The organism is Hydrogenophaga sp. SL48, assembly GCF_021729865.1.
Classification (GTDB): domain Bacteria; phylum Pseudomonadota; class Gammaproteobacteria; order Burkholderiales; family Burkholderiaceae_C; genus Hydrogenophaga.
In genome coordinates this window covers 414,089-432,563 of the sequence record NZ_CP063400.1, presented here as the reverse complement: position 1 = coordinate 432,563, position 18,475 = coordinate 414,089, and the positions used below count along the sequence as shown (strand labels likewise).

Below are 18,475 nucleotides of genomic sequence, written 5' to 3'. Positions count from 1 at the left end.
GCTGCCACGAAACCCCCTTGCCGCCTGCGGGGCAGACCGCCATGCCCTGTGCCGTTCCGGGGCATGGCGGCATGGGTACAGTCGCTGCATGACCGCTTCCACCCGCCTCACCCCCGGCACCATTACCCTGCTGCTGATCCCGCCGCTCCTGTGGGCGGGCAACGCGGTGGTGGGGCGGCTGATGCAGGGCGCCATCCCCCCCGTCACCTTCAACTTCCTGCGCTGGGTGCTGGCCGGCGCCCTGCTGCTGCCGCTGGCCGCCTGGGTGCTGCGACCGGGCAGCGGGCTGTGGCCCCAGCGTCGGCGTTTCGCCCTGCTGGGCCTGCTCGGTGTGGGCCTGTACAACGCGCTGCAGTACATGGCACTGAAAACCTCCACGCCGATCAACGTGACCCTGGTCGCGTCCAGCATCCCGATCTGGATGCTGATCCTCGGTCGTGTGCTCTACGGCGTGCCGGTGTCGCGCCGCGCGGTCGTGGGGGCCGCGCTCTCGCTGGCCGGTGTGGCCGTGGTGCTCGCGCGCGGCGATCTGGCGCAGCTGGGCGCGCTGCGGCTGGTGGCCGGCGACGGCTGGATGCTGCTGGCCGCGCTCACCTGGGCCTGGTACAGCTGGCTGCTGGTGCGCCCGCCCGAGGGCGGCTACCCGCCGGACATCAAGGCCGACTGGGCCGCGTTCCTGCTGGCTCAGATCGCGTTTGGCCTGGGCTGGTCGGGCCTGATGACGGCGGGTGAATGGCTGGCGCTGCCCGTCGCACCCACCGGACACCTCCAGTGGGGCTGGCCGCTGATCGCCGCACTGGCCTACGTGGCCATCGGTCCCTCTCTGCTGGCCTACCGCAGCTGGGGCATCGGCGTGGCGCGCGTCGGCCCCACCGTGGCGGGCTTCTTCAACAACCTCACGCCGCTGTTCGCCGCACTGATGTCAGCCACCCTGCTGGGTGAGCTGCCGCAGCTCTACCACGCTGCGGGGTTCGTGCTGATCGTGGGCGGGATCCTGGTCAGCTCGCGGCGCTGATCAGTACGTCCCCGGATACAGCCCACCGTCGGGCAGGATGTTCTGGCCGTTGAGGTAACCCGCCTGACGGCTGCAGAGAAAGGCGCAGATCGCGCCGAACTCCTCGGGGTGGCCGAAGCGCCGGGCCGGCACCTGCGCCATCTGCGCGGCGCGCACCTCGTCCACGGTCTTGCCCGTCTTGCTGGCCGCGCCGGCCAGCGTGCCCTGCAGGCGCTCGGTATCGAACTTGCCCGGCAGCAGGTTGTTGATGGTCACACCCTGCGCCGCGATGCCGCTGCGCGCCACGCCGGCCACGAAACCCGTCAGGCCGCTGCGCGCACCGTTGCTCAGGCCCAGGATGTCAATGGGCGCCTTCACCGCGCTGCTGGTGATGTTGACGATGCGGCCGAAGCCACGCGCCGCCATGCCGTCCACCGTGGCCTTGATCAGTTCGATGGGGGTGAGCATGTTGGCGTCCACGGCCTTGATCCAGGCCTCGCGGTCCCAGCTGCGGAAGTCGCCCGGCGGCGGGCCGCCCGCGTTGGTGACCACGATGTCGAAGGCCGTGCCCGGCCCACCGGCCGCGGCGAACGCGGCAGCGCGTCCTTCGGGCGTGGTGATGTCGGCCGCCACCGCGATCACCTGCACGCCGGGCGCCGCGAGGCGAAGGGCGGCGGCAGATGCCTCCAGCACCTCACGCCCACGCGCCACCATGACCACGTTCACGCCCTCGCCCGCCAGCGCCTGCGCGCAGCCCAGCCCCAGGCCCTTGCTGGCGCCACACACCAGCGCCCATTTGCCCTTGATGCCCAAGTCCATCTCAATTCTCCTGTTCAGAAATTCATTTCGCCGCGCCGGCCGAGCCGAAACGCGTCACCAGAAACACCCCCGACACCACCAGCACCGTGCCCGCTATGATCCAGCCGTTGAAGGGCTCGTCCAGGATCAGCACGCCCATGGCGATGGTGGACATGGGTCCGATCATGCCGGTCTGCGCGGCCAGGCCGGCGCCGATGCGCTCGATGCCCATCATCACCATGATCACGGGCGCGAAGGTGCACAGCGTGGCGTTGAGCACCGAAAGCCAGATCACCTCGGGCGCCACCGCGGTGGCCGCGTCCAGCGGGCGCAGCAGCACAAACTGCAGCAGGCACAGCATGCAGGCCACGCTGGTGGCCAGGCCCACCAGGCGCATGGAACCCAGGCGCTTGACCAGCTCGCCGCTGTACACGAGGTAGATGGCGTAGCTGATGGCGCTGCCAAACACCAGCAGCGCGCCCAGCGCGGCGCCCGGGCCCGCGAAGTCGGCCTCGTGGCCGAACACCAGCAACACGCCCGCATAGCTCACCGCCATGGCCAGCGCCTGCAGGCCACTGATGCGGCGTTGGTAGATGAACCAGCCGAGCAGCAGCACCAGCGTGGGGTTGAGGTAGAGGATCAGCCGCTCCAGGCTGGCGCTGATGTACTGCAGGCCCCAGAAGTCGAGGAAGCTCGCGAGGTAGTAGCCGGTGAACCCCAGGCCCAGGATGCCCAGCCAGTCTCGACGGGTGAGCGGTGGTTTGCCACGGCTGGCCCACCAGGCCAGCGCCAGGAACAGGGGCAGCGCAAACAGCATGCGGTACATGATCAGCGTCACCGCGTCCACGCCGTGGCGGTAGGCGAGCTTGACGATGATGGCCTTGCCGCTGAAGGCGATGGAGCCCGCGCTGGCGAGCAGCAGGCCGGAGGCGAGGTGCGGAGGGGACGAAGGGGAAACGGATGGCGTGGCGGACATCCGGTGAATTATCAACAGTCGCTCACGCCCCCGCAGGCGCAGGGTCGGCGGCTCAAACGCCCTTGGGCGCCTTCAGCCGTTCGGCGTCCATCACGCGGTAGACGCGGCCGATCTTGTCCATGGGTTCGATCAGGCCTTCGCGCACGAAGGCATTGAGCGTGCGGCTCACCGTCTCCAGCTTGAGGTCGAGCATGGCGCCCATGTCTTCACGCGAAAACAGCGTGCAGGTCTCGGGGTCGTGCGCGGACCGCATTTTCAGGATCAGCCCGGCCACGCGCTGGCGTGCATTGCCGAAATTGAGTTCGGCCAGCCAGTCGTCGGCCTCCTTCAGGCTGTGGTGCCACTGCTCCAGCAGGCGCTGGTGCAGGCGCGGCGTTTCGCGGTTGAGGCGCTGGATCACCTGCAGCGGCAGACGGCACACCTTGATCGGCGTGAGCGCGATGGCGTCGGCGTCGTAGGTCGGACCCATCAGCGCTTCGAGCCCCACCACGTCACCGCTGCGCAGCACGCGCACGATGCGCTGGCGCCCGTCCACCGTGTTGCGCACCAGCTTGATCACGCCCGAACGCAGGGTGTAGAGCGAGGTGGCGGTTTCGCCCATGCGCAGCAGCGGCTGGCCGGCGGCGTACTCGAGGTCGTCGATGGGCGCGTGGATCAGGTTGAAATCTTCTTCGCGCAGGTCGGCAAACAGCACCATGTCGCGGATGCCGCAGCGGCGGCAATCCGCAGTGCCACGCCAGGCCGATTCGGTCTTGATGGGGATCATGCGCGCATTCTGTGCCGACACTTCATCCGTTCACCGGGGGCGTGCAGGCCAGCACCTCGTCCAGTGTGGTCAAGCCTTCGGCCACCCGGGCCGCGCCGGCCAGCCGCAGCGGCCGCATGCCATCGGCCACGCCCTGGCGGCGCAGCGTCTCCATCTTGGGCTCGTGGTTGACCTTGTCCTTGAAGGCTTCGGTCACCGTCAACAACTCATACAGGCCCATGCGACCGCGGTAGCCGGTCATGCGGCAGTCCACGCAGCCCACCGGCTGGTAGGGCCGGTATTTGCCGCTCACCTGCCAGGGCTTCACCAGCTCCGCCAGCGTCTCGCTCGAGGTCGCTGCGGTGGCCTCGTCCTCGCGGATGCGGCAGGTCGGGCACAGGGTGCGCACCAGGCGCTGCGCCAGCACGCCGAGCACCGTGGCGTTGATCAGGTAGGGCGGGATGCCCAGCTCCATCAACCGCATGATGGCCGAGGGCGCGTCGTTGGTGTGCAGCGTGGTGAACACCAGGTGGCCGGTGAGCGCGGCCTGCACGGCCATCTCGGCGGTGTTCAGGTCGCGCACCTCGCCCACCATGATGATGTCCGGGTCCTGCCGCATCAGCGCGCGCAGACCCTGAGCGAAGTCGAGGTCGAGGTGCGGCTGCACCTGGGTCTGGTTGAAGGCGGGTTCGATCATCTCGATCGGGTCCTCCACCGTGCTCACGTTCACCTCTTCGGTCGCCAGGCGCTTGAGCGTGGCGTAGAGCGTGGTGGTCTTGCCCGAGCCGGTGGGGCCGGTAACGAGGATGATGCCGTGCGGGCGTTTGGTCAGTCCCTCCCAGCGCAACGCGTCGTGGGGCGCGAAGCCCAGCGCGCTCAGGTCTTTCACCGTCGCCTCGGGGTCGAAGATGCGCATCACCAGCTTTTCGCCGAAGGCGGTGGGCAGGGTGGACAGGCGCATCTCCACCTCGTCGCCGCGCGTGGCGCCGAGGCCGGGGCGCACGGTCTTGATGCGGCCGTCCTGCGGTCGGCGCTTCTCCACCACGTCCATGCGACCCAGCAGCTTGATGCGCGCGATCATCGCGTTCATCACGCCCATCGGCATCTGGTACACCGGGTGCAGCACACCGTCGATGCGGAAGCGGATCACGCCCTGCTCGCGCCGCGGCTCCAGGTGGATGTCGCTGGCGCGCTGGTCGAAAGCGTACTGCCAGAGCCAGTCCACCACCTGCACCACGCCCTGGTCGTTGGCGTCGAGCTGCTTGTTGCTCCGGCCCAGTTCCACCAGCTGTTCGAAGCTGCCGAAACCGGCCTGACCACCCAGCTTGCTGGCGTTGCGCACCGACCGGGCGAGCGAAAAGAACTCGGCCGTGTAGCGCGCCACGTCCATCGGGCTCGCCACCACCAGTCGCACGCTCTTGCGTGTCTGGCGCTCGACCTCGGGCACCCAGTCGCGCACAAAGGGCTCGGCCGTGGCCACCACCACCTCGGCCACCGCGACCTGCACCGGCAGCACCTTGTGGCGCTCGGCGTAGGCCGCACTCATCACGTCGGCCACCTTGCCCACGTCCACCTTGAGCGGGTCGATGCGAAAGTAGGCCAGGCCGCTGCGCTCCGCGAGCCACTGCGTCAGCGTTTCGATGTCGAGCACATGCCCATCGCTCTCCCGCGCCATGCCCACCACCGCGAGCCGCTGCAGCGGGTGCTGCGCGCTGTGCGCCGAGGCGCAACGCGCCACGGTGCGGGCGGCCTCGTCGGCGGAAATCACGCCGTCCTCGCGCAGCCACTTCACCAGGTTGCGCCAGTCGAGCGGGCCGATGTCGGCGGGGTGGATCGGTGCGGCTTTCGAGGAAGTTTTCATTCGAATCTCACTGGACCGGTTTGAAGATGCGCAACCACTTGACCGCGGGCAGGCCCCAGCGCGACTGGATCTCTTCGGCGCGCGCGAGCAGCTGCATGCGCGTGGGCCGGTTGGCCGTGCGCTGCGCCAGCACGATGGAGTTGCCTTCGCGCGTGGGCTTGAACGCCCACACCGCGTCATCGCCAAAGGCCGCGCAGATGCTCTGCACCGAACGCTCGTAACTGGCGTCACGGCCGAACAGGTTGACCGTCATGGCGCCGTCGTCGGTCAGCACCGAGCGGCAGTCGGCGTAGAAGTCCGGGCTGTCGAGCACGGGCGCGGCGGCCTCGTGGTCGTACAGATCGACCTGCAGCGCGTCGATGGTGCCAGTGTGTTCAGCCTGGCGGATTTCCTGCCCCGCGTCGGCCAGCACCACGCGCAGGCGCGGGCCATCGGGCGGCAGCTTGAACCAGCCCTGGCAGGCGGCCAGCACCTGCGGGTTGATCTCGACCGCCGTCGTGTGCATGCGCAGCTTCTTGAAGTGAAACTTGGTCAACGCCGCCGAACCCAGGCCGAGCTGCATGGCCTTGCGCTTGCCCACCGAATCGGGCTCCACGAACAGCAGCCAGGCCATCATGCGCTGAACGTAGTCCAGCTCGATGGCAAATGGGTCGGCAATGATCATCGAGCCCTGGATCCACTCGGTACCCAAGTGCAGGAAGCGCACCTCGCCGTCTTCCGACAGCGTGACCTCGGGCAGGGTCTGCGTCTCTTTGCGGGCCCGTGCCGTGGCGTTGGCACCCGCCTTCATGCGCCCACCCCCGACCCCGAAAACAACACCGCTGGAAGAAAAACCACACAAACGGTGGACGCGTCGCCAGCCAGAGCAGCTGAGCGGGTGGCGGGAAAGGAATATGTCATCGGGACGGTTTGTTCTGCGAAAGGAATCATTATGAACATGGAAGTTGTCTGGAATTTTCTCTCCACACAGGGTGCGGACTTCGCGCTCAAGATCGTGGGCGCCATCGCCGCCTGGATCATCGGCCGCTGGTTGATCGGTATCGCCGTGCGCCTGATCGGCCGGGCGCTGGAAAAAGGCAAGAAGATCGACGCCACGCTCACGCACTACCTGAAGTCCATCATTTCGGTGCTGCTGACGCTGGTCCTGGTGTTGGCGATCCTGGACATTTTCGGCATCAAGACCACGTCGTTTGCCGCCCTGCTGGCCGGTGCGGGCCTGGCCATCGGTGCGGCCTGGAGCGGCATGCTGGGCAACTTTGCGGCGGGTCTGTTTTTGCAGGTGCTGCGGCCCTACAAGGTGGGCGACTTCATCAACGCCGGCGGCACGCTGGGCACGGTGAAGGAACTCGGCCTGTTCGCCACCACGGTGCTGACGCCCGACAACGTGCTGACCGTGGTGGGCAACAACAAGGTGTTTGCGGACAACGTGCAGAACTTCAGCGCCGAGCCGTTTCGCCGCGTGGACTGCGTGGCGAAGGTGGCCAACAGCGTGGACGTGCTGGACGCCATCGCCCGCCTGCGCCCGGTGATCGCCGCGATCCCGAACGTGAAGGACACGCCCGCGCCGGACATCGAGATCCTGCAGTTCACACCCGAAGGCCCGTTGCTGTGCGTGCGCCCCTACACCCACACCGACCACTACTGGCAGGTCTACTTCGACACCCACAAGGCCATCGTGTCGACCTTTGGGGCGGCTGGCTACCCGACGCCTGAGACGCCGATGGCACACCGCACTGTGGGCTGAGCTTCCTGCTCGGTTTGAATTGAAGCCGCCGTGTGTTCGCGCCGGGCGGCTTTTCTTTTGTGCTGCTGTTTTTGGGCTAGCACCTCGCGGGGAGGTTGGCGACCGGCGGCCGACTCCGCGAATGTCCCCCGGGCCGTTCCGGCCCTCCTCCTTTATTTCGCTGCGTCGGCGACCGATCACCAACCTCCAGCAAAGGTCGTGGCGCGCCAACCTTGGAGCGCCAACACTGTCCCGGATCGCTGGGGCGGTGCGCTCTGCAGAGCGAGGTAAAAGGAGGAGGACCGGGCGAAGCCCGGTCCGGGGGACACGAGCGGCGCAGAACGCACCGCCCCAGCGATCCCGCGAGGCAGATGCCAGGCGAAGCTACAAAGCAACAGCGTGCAAACGCAACACCTCAGCCCAGGCCGCCAGCTTTCGCTCAAACGACCAACCCGCATTGGCCGGACTCGTCGAAGGCAGTTTGTAAACAGGCACCCCGAGCGACGAGGTGTGCTTCGAATGCCGGTAGCTCTCACCCCCGTTGTGGGCTATGCCCTCCAGCAGCGGGCACTGCCGCTGCACCCACGCGAAATCGTTGAGCTCCGCGTGGCGGATGTCCGCGTCCAGGCTGCCCTCGCGCTCGCAAGCCCCGTACACGTCCCACACCCCCAGACCATGCGCCAGCAGAGCCGCGACGCGCGCCTCATACGGCAACACCTTCAAGTCCATGCCCCACAAGGCCCCCAGGATTTTCCAGAACTGGTTCTGCGGGTGGCCGTAATACTGCTGCGCACGCAACGACGCCACCCCCGGAAAGCTGCCCAGCACCAGCAGGCGCGTGCGCGCGTCCAGCACCGGCGGCAAACCTTCCAGGCGGCTCATCGCTGCACGGGCGCCAGTGCCGCCAGCCGGGGCAGCGCGGCCATCGCGTTGGCGGTGCTCGCCTGCGCCAGGGCCTCTGGCGACAGCCCACGCAGACCCGCGATCACCGCGCCGATGCGCGGCAGCTCGGCCGGCGTGTTCACGCCCTGTGGTTTGCCCGCCGCACGCTCGGCGGCGGTGGCGTAGAGCCAGTGGGGCGGAATGTCGGGCGCGTCGGTCTCCAGCACCAGCGCATCCAGCGGCAGCTCGGCCGCCAGGGCACGCAACTTCAGCGCCGGCTCGAAGGTCGCGGCGCCCCCGAACCCGAGTTTGAAACCCAGGTCGATGAAAGCCTTGGCCTGCGCCGCGCTGCCGTTGTAGGCGTGGGCGATGCCGCCGCCCGTGGGCAGCTCGCGAAGGTGTTTGAGCAGCACGTCGGCGCTGCGCCGCACGTGCACGATCACGGGCAAGCCGTGCTTGCGTGCGAGCCGCAGTTGCGCACGGTAGAAGCGGATCTGGCGTTCGCGCATCGCGGGTTCGCACAGCGCGGGCACGAAGAAGTCCAGCCCGATCTCGCCCACCGCCACCAGCCTGGGATCGTCGCGGTGTTCGGTGAGCGCGGCGTCGAGATGAGTCAGATCGGCATCGTCCGCCTGGGGCACGTACAGCGGGTGGATGCCCAGCGCGTAGGCGTCACCCAGCCGGTGCGCGAGCCGGCGCACCGTGTCGAGGTTGCTGCGCTCGACCGCCGGGATGACGCAGAGCCCGACACCCCTCTCGGCAGCCAGCGCACGCGCGGTCACCGCACCCTCGTGGTCGGGGCCGAATGAGGGGGCGTCCAGATGGCAATGGGTGTCGATCCACATCAGGGGTATAACTCCTTCGTTCATTGTGCCCGTGCCGCTGTTGGCGCGGGATGCACACCACTCAGGAGGATGTTTCATGTCGCTGCACCTGCCCCGCTTCCGCTTTGCCTTTTGCATTCCGCTGATCGCCGCGCTGGCCGGTTGCGCGGCCAGCGGCACAGCCCCGTCCACACCGGTGCCACTCTGGGGCAGCGAATGGCGGTTGCTCGAACTGGGCGGCCAGGCGGCCATGGCGCAACCGGCCGCCACGCTCGCCTTCCCGCAACCCGGTCAGGCGGCCGGTCACGGCTCGTGCAACCGCTTCTTCGGCACGGTGGAGATTCACCGCGACCGCATCCGCTTCGGCCCGCTCGCCGCGACCAAGATGGCCTGCATGGGCGGCGCCAGCCAGCAGGAAATGCGCTACCTGGGTGCGCTGCAGAAGGCGCAGCGCTACGAGGTGAAAGACGGCTCGCTGCTGATCCACGTCGAGGGCATGGACCAGCCGCTGCGCTTCATCAGAAAGACACCGTGAAAGTGAGAGCGCGGAACCAGATGAGCACTATGACGGGGATTGCCGTCTGCGCGCTGAGCGTGTGGATTTCAGGTTGCGCCAGCCGAAGTGGCGACCACTGCCACGAACCGACGGTGATGTGGGGAACGCAATGGCGTGCAACACACATCGGAGTGGAGGCATTGTCGGCAAATACCGAGCTGTCGCTTGTCTTCGTTCCCGCGAAAGCTGGTGTCACCGGTCGTGCAAGACTTGTTTCTCAAACTGAGGCATCGGCGCCCAATCAGGAACCTTCGCTTGAACTGATTGATGCTGGCCGAATGACGGGAGCAGGTCCATGCAGCAGCGTTTCAGCACCTGTCGCCTTAGACCGATGCGAAATCGCCAAAACCTACAGAGTAATTCTGGGCCCGATGTCAAGAAGCGAGACCGTCTGTTTTTCACCATCCAGCGAGCAAGAATCGCGCTACCTGGGCGCGCTGCAGAAGGCGCAGCGCTACGAGGTGAAAGACGGCGCGCTGCTGATCCACGTCGAGGGCATGGACCAGCCGCTGCGCTTCAGCCGGTCAGCACCCCGGCCGTGAGCCGCAGCACCCGGCCGCAGCGCGCGGCCAGGGTTTCGTCGTGGGTGACTACGATGAACGCCGTGCCCTGATCGCGGGCCAGTTGCAGCATCAACTCGAACACGCCGTCGGCGGTCGCGCGGTCGAGGTTGCCGGTGGGTTCGTCCGCCAGCACGCAGGCCGGGTTCGCCACCAGCGCCCGCGCGATCGCCACGCGCTGGCGCTCGCCGCCCGACAGCTCGGCGGGCCGGTGCTGCAGCCGTTCGGACAGGCCCACCTTGGCGAGCACTTTCGCCGCCTGGGCGCCGGCCTCGCCGCGCGGCTGCCGCCGGATCCACAGCGGCATGGCCACGTTGTCGCGCGCGCTGAACTCGGGCAACAAATGGTGGAACTGGTAAACAAAGCCCAGGTGTTTGTTACGGAGCTCGCCCTGCTGCGCGGCGCTCAGGCCGGCCAGGGGCTGGCCCATCAGCGTGACGCTGCCCGAGGTGGGCGCGTCCAGCCCACCCAACAGGTGCAGCAGCGTGCTCTTGCCCGAGCCCGAGGCGCCGACGATGGCGATGGTCTCGCCCGCGCGCACGGTGAGGTCCACGCCTTTCAGAACGGTCACGTCGAGCCGGCCTTCGGTGAAACGTTTGGTCAGGCTGTTTGCGCTCAAAACCACATCCGTTCGGGCTGAGCCTGTCGAAGCCTTGGCCACCGTGTTGGAGAGTCCTTCGACAGGCTCAGGACGAACGGGATTATTGATGTCACTCATAGCGCAGTGCTTCCGCAGGGTTCACGCGGCTCGCGCGCCAGCTCGGGTAGATCGTGGCCAGAAAGGCCAGCACCAGCGAGATCACCGCGATCGGCATGATGTCGCTGCGCTGCGGGTCGCTGGGCATGCGGCTGATCAGGTAGATGTCCTGCGGCAGGAAGCTCGCGCCCAGCGCGCGCTCCAGCGCGGGCACGATGGTGTCGATGTTGAAGGCGATGCCCAGGCCCAGCAGCAGGCCCAGCCCGGTGCCGATCACGCCCACCATGGCGCCCTGCACCATGAAGATGCCCATGATGCTTTTCGGGCTCGCGCCCAGCGTGCGCAGGATGGCGATGTCGGCGCGCTTGTCGGTCACGGTCATCACCAGCGTGGACACGAGGTTGAACGCCGCCACCGCCACGATCAGGGTGAGGATGATGAACATCATGCGTTTTTCGAGCTGCACCGCCGCGAACCAGGTGCGGTTCTGGCGCGTCCAGTCGCGCACCAGCAGCCCCGGGTCGAGCTGGCTGGCCAGCTCGATGGCGACCTCGCGCGCCTGGTGCAGGTCGCGGATCTTGATGCGCACGCCTGTCGGCCCTTCCACGCGGAAGATGCGCGCCGCGTCGTCCTGGTGCAGCAGGGCCAGCGCAGAGTCGTACTCGTAGTGGCCCGAATCAAAGGTGCCCACCACCGACATCTGGCGGATGCGCGGCACCACACCGGCCGGGGTCACCTGCCCGCTGGGCGCGATCAGGGTCACGGTGTCGCCGGTGCCCACACCCAGGCTGCGCGCGAGTTCACCGCCCAGGATGATCCCGAACTCGCCGGGCACCAGGCGCGGCAGCACGGTCTGCGAGAGGTCCTTGGCGAGGTCGGTGACCTGCGGCTCCAGCGCCGGGTCGATGCCGCGCACCAGCGCGCCCTTCATGTCTTCGCCACGCGCCAGCAGCGCCTGCGCGCCCACGAACGGCGCGGCGCCCACGACCTCGGGGTTCTTGCGCACGGTGGCGAGCACCGACTCCAGGTTCGGAATCGCCTGGCCTCCGGGTTCAAACAGTTCGATGTGGGAGAGCACGCCCAGCATGCGGTCGCGCACCTCTTTCTGGAAACCGTTCATCACCGACAACACGACGATGAGCGCGGCCACGCCAAGCGCGATGCCCAACATGGACACGCCCGAGATGAAGGAGATGAAGCCGTTGCGCCGGGTGGCGCGGCCGGCGCGGGTGTAGCGCCAGCCGAGGATGAGTTCGTAGGGGGTTTGCATGAATGGATTCCAGCGGCGATTGTGGCATCCCCGACAATCGCGTCATGCCTGCCCCGCCCCTGGTTCCCGAGTCGTCCCGCCACCTGCTGGTTCCCTTTGCCGCCGCCGGTGCCCCCGAATGCCAGGCCCTGCTGCCCGGGTTGCCGCTGCCCCGGCTGACCGAACTGCTGGCCCTGCTGACCGAACAGGCGCCCGACCGGGGCGAAGACGAGGCCCTGAGCCCGCCGCACGAGCGGGCCCTGGCGCGGGCGCTGGGCCTGCCGGTGGCCGGCGACGGCCGCATTCCCTGGGTGGCGGCGCAGAGCGATGCCCCCACGGTGCCGCAGGCCTGGTTCAGCCCCTGCCACTTTCAGGTGGGCATGGAGATGGTGCAACTGCTGCCCGGCTCGCAACTCGACCTGCCCGAGGCCGAATCGCGCGCGCTGCTGAACGCGCTCGCGCCGTTCTGCGCCGAGGACGGCATCACCCTGCGTTTTGACAGCGCCACCCAGTGGCACGCCAGCGGCGAACCACTGCGTGGCGTTGCCTGCGCCAGCCTGGACCGCGTGAGCGGGCGCCAGGTGGACGCCTGGATGACCGAGAGCCCCGCCAACCCGGCCGGCGCACAACTGCTCAAGCGCCTGCAGAGCGAAGCGCAGATGCTCTTCTACACCCACCCGGTGCACGACGCGCGCACCGCCCGCGGCCTGCTGCCGGTCAACGGTTTCTGGGTGCACGGTGCGGGCGCGCTCGACAGCGTGCCCGCGCTGCGCGAACCACCCACCATGCCCGAGGGCCTGCGCCAGGCCGCCCTGCAGGCCGACTGGGCGGGCTGGCAGGCCGCCTGGCAAGCCCTGGACGCGAACGAGATCGCCGCTCTGCTGGCCGCAGCTCAGCGCGGCGACCGCGTCACCCTCACGCTTTGCGGCGAGCGCCACGCCCGCACCTGGACCACCCAGCCCGTCAGCGCCTTCGCGCGCCTGACCCGCCCGTTCAAACACCTGCTCGGCCGCGCGCCGGCCAGCCAGACCCTGAAAGACCTATGAAGATCATCACCCGCGATGTCCCCCCCCGTGCCGCCTGGGCGCTGGAGCAAGGCGGCGTGCACCCGCTGCTGGCGCGCCTGTTCGCCGCGCGCGGCATCACCACCAAGGAGCAGCTCGACGACGCGCTCTCGCTGCTGTTGCCGCCCGCCTCCATGAAAGGCGCGGCGGAGGCCGCGCGCGCGCTGGCCGACGCCATGGCCGCGAAAAAAGCCATCTGCATCGTGGCCGACTACGACTGCGACGGCGCCACCGCCTGCGCGGTCGGCCTGCGCGGCCTGCGCCTGCTGGGTGCGCCCATGGGCTTTGACCGCATGAACTACCTGGTGCCAGACCGCGTGACCGACGGCTACGGCCTCACACCCGCCATCGCCAAACGCGTGAAGGCGCAGGGGGCTGATGTGCTGGTCACCGTGGACAACGGCATCGCCAGCCTCGACGGCGTGCGTGCCGCGCGCGAGCTGGGCCTGCAGGTCATCGTGACCGACCACCACCTGCCGGCGCTGAAGGGCGGCGAGGTCGTGGTGCCCGCCGACTGCGTGATCGTCAACCCCAACCAGCCGGGCTGCGACTTCGAGAGCAAGGCGATTGCGGGCGTGGGCGTGATGTTCTATGTGTTGCTCGCCTTGCGCGCGGAGCTGCGCGAGCGGGGTGTGTTCGATGCCAAGACACAGCCGAAGATCGATGCGCTGCTGCCCCTGGTCGCCTTGGGCACGGTCGCCGACGTGGTCAAGCTCGACGCCAACAACCGCCGCCTCGTGGCGCAGGGGCTCAAGCGCGTGCGCGCCGGCGCCATGCCGCCGGGCATGACGGCGCTGTTCAACGTCGCATCGCGCCAGCCGGCCAAGGCCACCAGTTTCGACTTCGGGTTCGCCCTCGGCCCGCGCCTGAACGCCGCCGGCCGCCTGGCCGACATGACGCTGGGCATTGAGTGCCTGACCACCGACGACGGCCTGCGCGCCGACGAGCTCGCGCGCACGCTCGACGGCATCAACCGCGAGCGCAAGGCCATCGAGGGCGAGATGCGCGATCAGGCCCTGTTGCTGGCCGAAGAGATGTTCGACGAATCCGAAGAGCCGCCGCCGGCGCTGATCGTGTTCGACCCGGATTTCCACGAAGGCGTGGTCGGCATCGTGGCGTCGCGCCTGAAAGACAAGATGCACCGCCCCACCTTCGTGTTCGCCGCCAGCGGCGCCGAGGGCAAGGAAAACGAGCTCAAGGGCTCGGGCCGCTCCATTCCCGGGTTCCATTTGCGCGACGCGCTGGACCTCGTGGCGAAGCGCCACCCGGGCGTGTTGTTGCGCTTCGGTGGCCACGCGATGGCGGCGGGCTGCACCATCGACGAAGAGCACCTGGACATCTTCGAGGCCGCGCTGCAGCAGGTGGCCCACGAATGGCTGGACGCCGCCACGCTGCAGCGCCGCATGGAGGCCGACGGCGCGCTGGACAAGCAGTACCGCCGCACCGACCTGGTGGACACGCTGCACCACGAGGTGTGGGGTCAGGGGTTTGCGCCGCCGGTGTTCTGCGAGGAGCTGCAAATCGTGTCGCAGCGGCTGGTGGGAGAGAAGCACCTCGCGCTCAAGATGAAGCACCAGGGTGACCCGGTGGACGGCATCTGGTTCGGCCACACCGAGCCTTTGCCTGAGCGGGTGAAGCTGGCCTTCCGGCTCGATGCGGATGAGTGGCAGGGTCAGCGGCGGGTCCGGTTTCTCATCGAGGCGGCTGAGGTCTGATGGCCTTCATGCACCTCGCGGGCTGCTGAGGCCTTGGCGCTCTGCGCCGCTCATGTCCCCCGACGGCCTTCGGCCGTCTCCTCCTTTACTTCGCTTTGCAGAACGCCAAGGCCTCAGCAACCAGGGGCATGGTTTGTCTGCTCTCCGACTGGCGCGCCAAGAGGTCTTCGGTGATCGGGGTGACCGGCGCAGCGAAGTCAAGGAGGAGACGGCCGCAGGCCGTCGGGGGACATGAGCGGAGCCGGTCACCCCGGTCGCCGAAGACCGCAGCAGCCGGAGAAAAGCCTACAGAGCCACGACAAAGAAGAAGCGTCAGCTCACCAGCGCTTCGCGAACGGCGGCGAGCTGACGACGCGACACAGCCAGCCGCTCGTCCACCCCATCCAGCCGCACCGTCCAGCCCTCGCCCTCGACCGGGTCGTTGTGCTTCTCCACCGCCCGTACCCGCCGCCGGGCCACCAATGCGTTGCGATGCACACGCACAAAGAGGTGCGCAAACTTCTGTTCCAGATCGCTCAACGCGCCATCAAAGATGTGCTCCTTCTCGGCCGTGCGCACGGTGATGTACTTCAGCTCGGCCTTGAGGTAGATCACATCGGCCAGCGCCACCCGCTCACTGCGCCCCCGCTCCTGGATCAGCAGGCTCTCTGCCCCGCCGGCCGCCTCCGCCACCTCGCCGGCGCTGCGCTGGCGCTGCACCTTCTGCAACGCCAGCTGCAACCGCTCCAGACGCACCGGCTTGGTCAGGTAGTCCACCGCTTCCAGGTCGAAGGCATGCACCGCGTGCTCGGCGTGTGCCGTCACAAACACCACCTTCGGTGGCGCGGGCATCTGCTGGATGTTGGCCGCCAGCGCAATGCCGTCCACTCCGGGCATGTGGATGTCGAGCAGGACCAGATCGCATGGCATGCGCTGGAGCTGCTCCATCGCCTGCACCGCGTTGCCCGCTTCACCCACCACCTCGGCGTGGGGGTCGGTGCAATCGCCCAGCAGCGTGCACAGGCGGGACCTGGCCAGCGCCTCGTCGTCAACGATCAGTACCTTCAATGCCATGTCACGCTCCGTTGATGCCGCCCGTACAGACAGGCTTATAGCGGGATTTCAAGACGCACCTGAAAAACGCCGTTCACCAGCGCACTCTGGAACCGGCCTTCGACATCGTGCAACAGCGTCAGCCGCTGGCGCACATTGTCCAGCGCCAGGCCGTGGCCGCGCGAACCACTGCCCGAGGGCACGGTGTTGGTCACCTTGATCACGACCGTCGAACCCCGGAGCTGCGTGCTGATGCGCACCACCGCGCCGGTCGGGCTCGGCTCCACACCGTGCTTCACCGCATTCTCGACCAGGGGTTGCAGGATCAGCGGTGGCAGCAGCGCCTTGGACGCCTTTTCATCCAGGCTCCACTCCAGCCGCAGCCGGTCCCCAAAACGCACCTGCTCGATGGCAAGGTAGTGCTCGGCCAGCTCCAGCTCCTGCCACAGCGGCACCGCCTCCTGCGCGTCGGCCAGGGCGTGGCGGAACAGCTCGCTCAGGTCTTCGAGCAGCGCCTCGGCCTTGGCCGGCTCGGCGCGCACCAGCGCGATGGCACTGTTGAGCGTGTTGAACAGAAAGTGAGGGCGTATGCGCGCCTGCAGCTCGGCGAGCCGCGCGGTCGTGCCGGCCGGGGCCCGCGCCCGGGCGCGCCATATCAGGGCGGCCACCAGCACCGCCGCCACCAGCGCGCCCGACGCGGCACTGGCCAGCCAGGGCGCCGGGTCCACCAGCCCGGTCCAGGCCAGCAGGCCACAGCCATAGATCGCCGCCGCAGCGCCCAGCAGGATGCCCAGGGTCCATTGCGCCGGCATCGGCAGGCGGGCGAGCGGGCGTTTGAGGGCACACACCGCCAGCAGCCAGATCAGCACCGAGGGCAAGGTCGCCGCCGTGAACAGGGCCACCTGGGTCACCCATTCCCACCAGCCGTGTGCGCCATACAAGGCCGCCACCCAGGCCACCGCCTGCACCAGCATCACCGCGCGCAACACCACACCGACCTGGCAGGTGTCAAAGATCAGCGCTTCCGCGCGCTGGTGCTCGGGCATCTGCGAGAGCGGCAAGGCACCCGTCGCCGAGCTCAGGTCCTGGAAGGTCGATAAAATTCGGGAGTCGCGCATAACGCTCGCACTATAGGCCGCGACCGCCCGTTTGGGGCAACAGCGTCCCGTTTGAGCAGCCAGGCCCGCCTGGCCCGGCGCCTGGCGCTCCCCTCCGATACCCCACCCCGCCGCTGGCACCATCATGTCCACCAACCAATTCGACAAAAAATCCGAAGCCTGGTCCGCCCTGTTCTCGGAGCCCATGAGCGACCTGGTCAAGCGCTACACCGCCAGCGTCTTCTTTGACAAACGCCTCTGGCTGGCCGACATCACCGGCAGCCTGGCCCACGCCGAGATGCTGTCTGCGCAGAAGATCATCGGCGCGCAGGACCTGGCCGACATCCAGCGCGGCATGGCGCAGATCCGCTCGGAAATCGAGGCCGGCAGCTTCGAATGGAAGCTCGACCTCGAAGACGTGCACCTGAACATCGAGGCGCGCCTGACCCAGCTGGTGGGCGACGCCGGCAAGCGCCTGCACACCGGCCGCAGCCGCAACGACCAGGTCGCCACCGACGTGCGCCTGTGGCTGCGCGGCGAGATCGACCTGATCACCAATCTGCTGGTGGAGCTGCAGACGGCGCTGGTGGACGTGGCCGAAAAGAACGTGGAAGTGATCCTGCCGGGCTTCACCCATCTGCAGGTGGCGCAGCCGGTGAGCTTTGCCCACCACCTGCTGGCCTATGTGGAGATGTTCGCGCGCGACGCCGAGCGTTTGGCCGACGTGCGCCGCCGCACCAACCGCCTGCCGCTGGGCAGCGCAGCCCTCGCCGGCACCACCTACCCGCTGGACCGCGAGCGCGTGGCCGTGAGCCTGGGCATGGTGGACGACCAGGGCGTGGCACAGGTCTGCCAGAACAGCCTGGACGGCGTGAGCGACCGCGACTTCGCGATCGAATTCACCGCCGCCGCCTCGTTGTGCATGGTGCACATCAGCCGCTTCAGCGAAGAGCTGATTCTGTGGATGAGCCAGAACTTCGGCTTCGTGAAAATCGCCGACCGCTTCACCACCGGCAGTTCGATCATGCCGCAGAAGAAAAACCCCGACGTGCCCGAACTCGCCCGTGGCAAGACCGGCCGCGTGGTCGGCCACCTCATGGGCCTGATCACGCTCATGAAGGGCCAGCCCCTGGCCTACAACAAAGACAACCAGGAAGACAAGGAGCCGCTGTTCGACACCGTGGACACCTTGAAAGACACGCTGCGCATCTTTGCCGAGATGGTGGGCGGCCAGCTCAACCCGGCCACCGGCGCCAAGGAAGGTGGCATCACCGTCAACGCCGTGGCCATGGAAGAGGCCGCCAAGAAGGGCTACGCCACCGCCACCGACCTGGCCGACTACTTGGTGAAAAAAGGCCTGCCCTTCCGCGACGCCCACGAAACCGTGGCCCACGCCGTGAAGGCCGCCACCAGCCACGCCTGCGACCTGTCCGAACTGCCGCTCACGGTGCTGCAAGGCTTCAACGCCAGCATTGAGAAAGACGTCTACGAGTGCCTGAGCCTGCGCGGCAGCCTCAACGCCCGCAACACCCTGGGTGGCACCGCGCCGGCCCAGGTGCTGACGCAGATCGCGCGCCACCGCGCCCGCCTGGCATAAAGCACCTGGTGCTGGTCACCGTCTGGGAGCAGGTCAACACCTCACACAGTCCTCAAGACCGGGCGAAAAACGCCGATTCCATCTCAGGTTGATCCATGGCCCGTG

At 68.0% G+C, this 18,475-nt stretch carries 18 protein-coding genes; 7 read left to right on the top strand and 11 right to left on the bottom strand.

Annotated elements, in window-relative coordinates; genetic code table 11:
* Positions 1-88: 88 nt before the first annotated feature.
* A complete protein-coding gene (locus IM738_RS02070) occupies positions 89-1,015 on the top strand; it encodes a DMT family transporter (protein ID WP_236964246.1) in 927 nt (308 codons plus the stop codon).
* On the opposite strand, the gene IM738_RS02065 is transcribed toward IM738_RS02070, so the two are convergent.
* Genes IM738_RS02065 through IM738_RS02045 form a run of 5 tightly spaced genes read right to left on the bottom strand, consistent with a single transcriptional unit; the run spans position 1,016 to position 6,164 of the window.
* Positions 1,016-1,813, bottom strand: coding sequence for an SDR family oxidoreductase (locus IM738_RS02065; protein ID WP_236964245.1), 798 nt, complete (start codon positions 1,811-1,813; stop codon positions 1,016-1,018). It abuts the gene before it with no gap.
* Between the two features lie 22 nt (positions 1,814-1,835).
* Positions 1,836-2,768, bottom strand: a complete 933-nt coding sequence (locus tag IM738_RS02060) for a DMT family transporter (protein WP_236964244.1) — start codon at positions 2,766-2,768, stop codon at positions 1,836-1,838.
* A gap of 52 nt (positions 2,769-2,820) precedes the next feature.
* Positions 2,821-3,534, bottom strand: coding sequence for a Crp/Fnr family transcriptional regulator (locus IM738_RS02055; RefSeq protein WP_236964243.1), 714 nt, complete (start codon positions 3,532-3,534; stop codon positions 2,821-2,823).
* Positions 3,535-3,556: 22 nt separating this feature from the next.
* Positions 3,557-5,374: a GspE/PulE family protein gene (locus IM738_RS02050; protein ID WP_236964242.1), complete on the bottom strand. Its 1,818-nt coding sequence runs from the start codon at positions 5,372-5,374 to the stop codon at positions 3,557-3,559.
* Between the two features lie 7 nt (positions 5,375-5,381).
* Positions 5,382-6,164, bottom strand: coding sequence for a spermidine synthase (locus IM738_RS02045; protein WP_236964241.1), 783 nt, complete (start codon positions 6,162-6,164; stop codon positions 5,382-5,384).
* Positions 6,165-6,305: 141 nt separating this feature from the next.
* On the opposite strand from IM738_RS02045, the gene IM738_RS02040 reads away from it, so the two are divergent.
* Positions 6,306-7,118: a mechanosensitive ion channel family protein gene (locus IM738_RS02040; RefSeq protein WP_236964240.1), complete on the top strand. Its 813-nt coding sequence runs from the start codon at positions 6,306-6,308 to the stop codon at positions 7,116-7,118.
* Between the two features lie 363 nt (positions 7,119-7,481).
* On the opposite strand, the gene IM738_RS02035 is transcribed toward IM738_RS02040, so the two are convergent.
* Both IM738_RS02035 and IM738_RS02030 read right to left on the bottom strand, forming a co-directional pair.
* The gene (locus tag IM738_RS02035) at positions 7,482-7,979 is read right to left on the bottom strand and encodes a DNA-deoxyinosine glycosylase (protein ID WP_236964239.1); all 498 of its coding nucleotides are present in this window, start codon (positions 7,977-7,979) and stop codon (positions 7,482-7,484) included.
* Positions 7,976-8,824 (bottom strand): TatD family hydrolase, encoded by an 849-nt coding sequence (locus IM738_RS02030; protein WP_236966439.1) that lies wholly within the window; start codon positions 8,822-8,824, stop codon positions 7,976-7,978. The genes IM738_RS02035 and IM738_RS02030 overlap by 4 nt, the downstream gene beginning before the upstream one ends.
* A 76-nt stretch (positions 8,825-8,900) precedes the next feature.
* Between IM738_RS02030 and IM738_RS02025 the strand changes: the two genes are divergently transcribed.
* Positions 8,901-9,338: an META domain-containing protein gene (locus tag IM738_RS02025; protein ID WP_236964238.1), complete on the top strand. Its 438-nt coding sequence runs from the start codon at positions 8,901-8,903 to the stop codon at positions 9,336-9,338.
* Between the two features lie 20 nt (positions 9,339-9,358).
* The gene (locus tag IM738_RS02020) at positions 9,359-9,901 is read left to right on the top strand and encodes an META domain-containing protein (RefSeq protein WP_236964237.1); all 543 of its coding nucleotides are present in this window, start codon (positions 9,359-9,361) and stop codon (positions 9,899-9,901) included.
* Here the strand turns inward: IM738_RS02020 and lolD are convergent.
* On the bottom strand, positions 9,876-10,637 hold the full coding sequence (lolD, locus tag IM738_RS02015) for a lipoprotein-releasing ABC transporter ATP-binding protein LolD (RefSeq protein ID WP_236964236.1): 762 nt from the start codon (positions 10,635-10,637) through the stop codon (positions 9,876-9,878). The two genes, IM738_RS02020 and lolD, sit on opposite strands and share 26 nt — an antisense overlap.
* Positions 10,630-11,886 (bottom strand): lipoprotein-releasing ABC transporter permease subunit, encoded by a 1,257-nt coding sequence (locus IM738_RS02010; protein ID WP_236964235.1) that lies wholly within the window; start codon positions 11,884-11,886, stop codon positions 10,630-10,632. The genes lolD and IM738_RS02010 overlap by 8 nt, the downstream gene beginning before the upstream one ends.
* A 44-nt stretch (positions 11,887-11,930) precedes the next feature.
* On the opposite strand from IM738_RS02010, the gene IM738_RS02005 reads away from it, so the two are divergent.
* Together IM738_RS02005 and recJ are read left to right on the top strand one after the other, a co-directional pair.
* Positions 11,931-12,911 carry a phosphoglycerate mutase gene (locus IM738_RS02005; RefSeq protein ID WP_236964234.1) on the top strand — a complete coding sequence of 327 codons (981 nt, stop codon included), beginning with the start codon at positions 11,931-11,933 and terminating at the stop codon, positions 12,909-12,911.
* Positions 12,908-14,644 carry a single-stranded-DNA-specific exonuclease RecJ gene (gene recJ, locus IM738_RS02000; protein WP_236964233.1) on the top strand — a complete coding sequence of 579 codons (1,737 nt, stop codon included), beginning with the start codon at positions 12,908-12,910 and terminating at the stop codon, positions 14,642-14,644. The genes IM738_RS02005 and recJ overlap by 4 nt, the downstream gene beginning before the upstream one ends.
* Before the next feature lie 312 nt (positions 14,645-14,956).
* Here recJ and IM738_RS01995 read toward each other — a convergent pair whose 3' ends face one another.
* Complete coding sequence (locus IM738_RS01995) at positions 14,957-15,697, bottom strand: LytR/AlgR family response regulator transcription factor (RefSeq protein ID WP_236964232.1); 741 nt, start codon at positions 15,695-15,697, stop codon at positions 14,957-14,959.
* A 35-nt stretch (positions 15,698-15,732) separates the two neighbouring features.
* Positions 15,733-16,794: a sensor histidine kinase gene (locus IM738_RS01990; protein ID WP_236964231.1), complete on the bottom strand. Its 1,062-nt coding sequence runs from the start codon at positions 16,792-16,794 to the stop codon at positions 15,733-15,735.
* Positions 16,795-16,918: 124 nt separating this feature from the next.
* On the opposite strand from IM738_RS01990, the gene argH reads away from it, so the two are divergent.
* A complete protein-coding gene (argH, locus tag IM738_RS01985; RefSeq protein WP_236964230.1) occupies positions 16,919-18,370 on the top strand; it encodes an argininosuccinate lyase in 1,452 nt (483 codons plus the stop codon).
* The last annotated feature ends 105 nt before the right edge of the window (positions 18,371-18,475 follow it).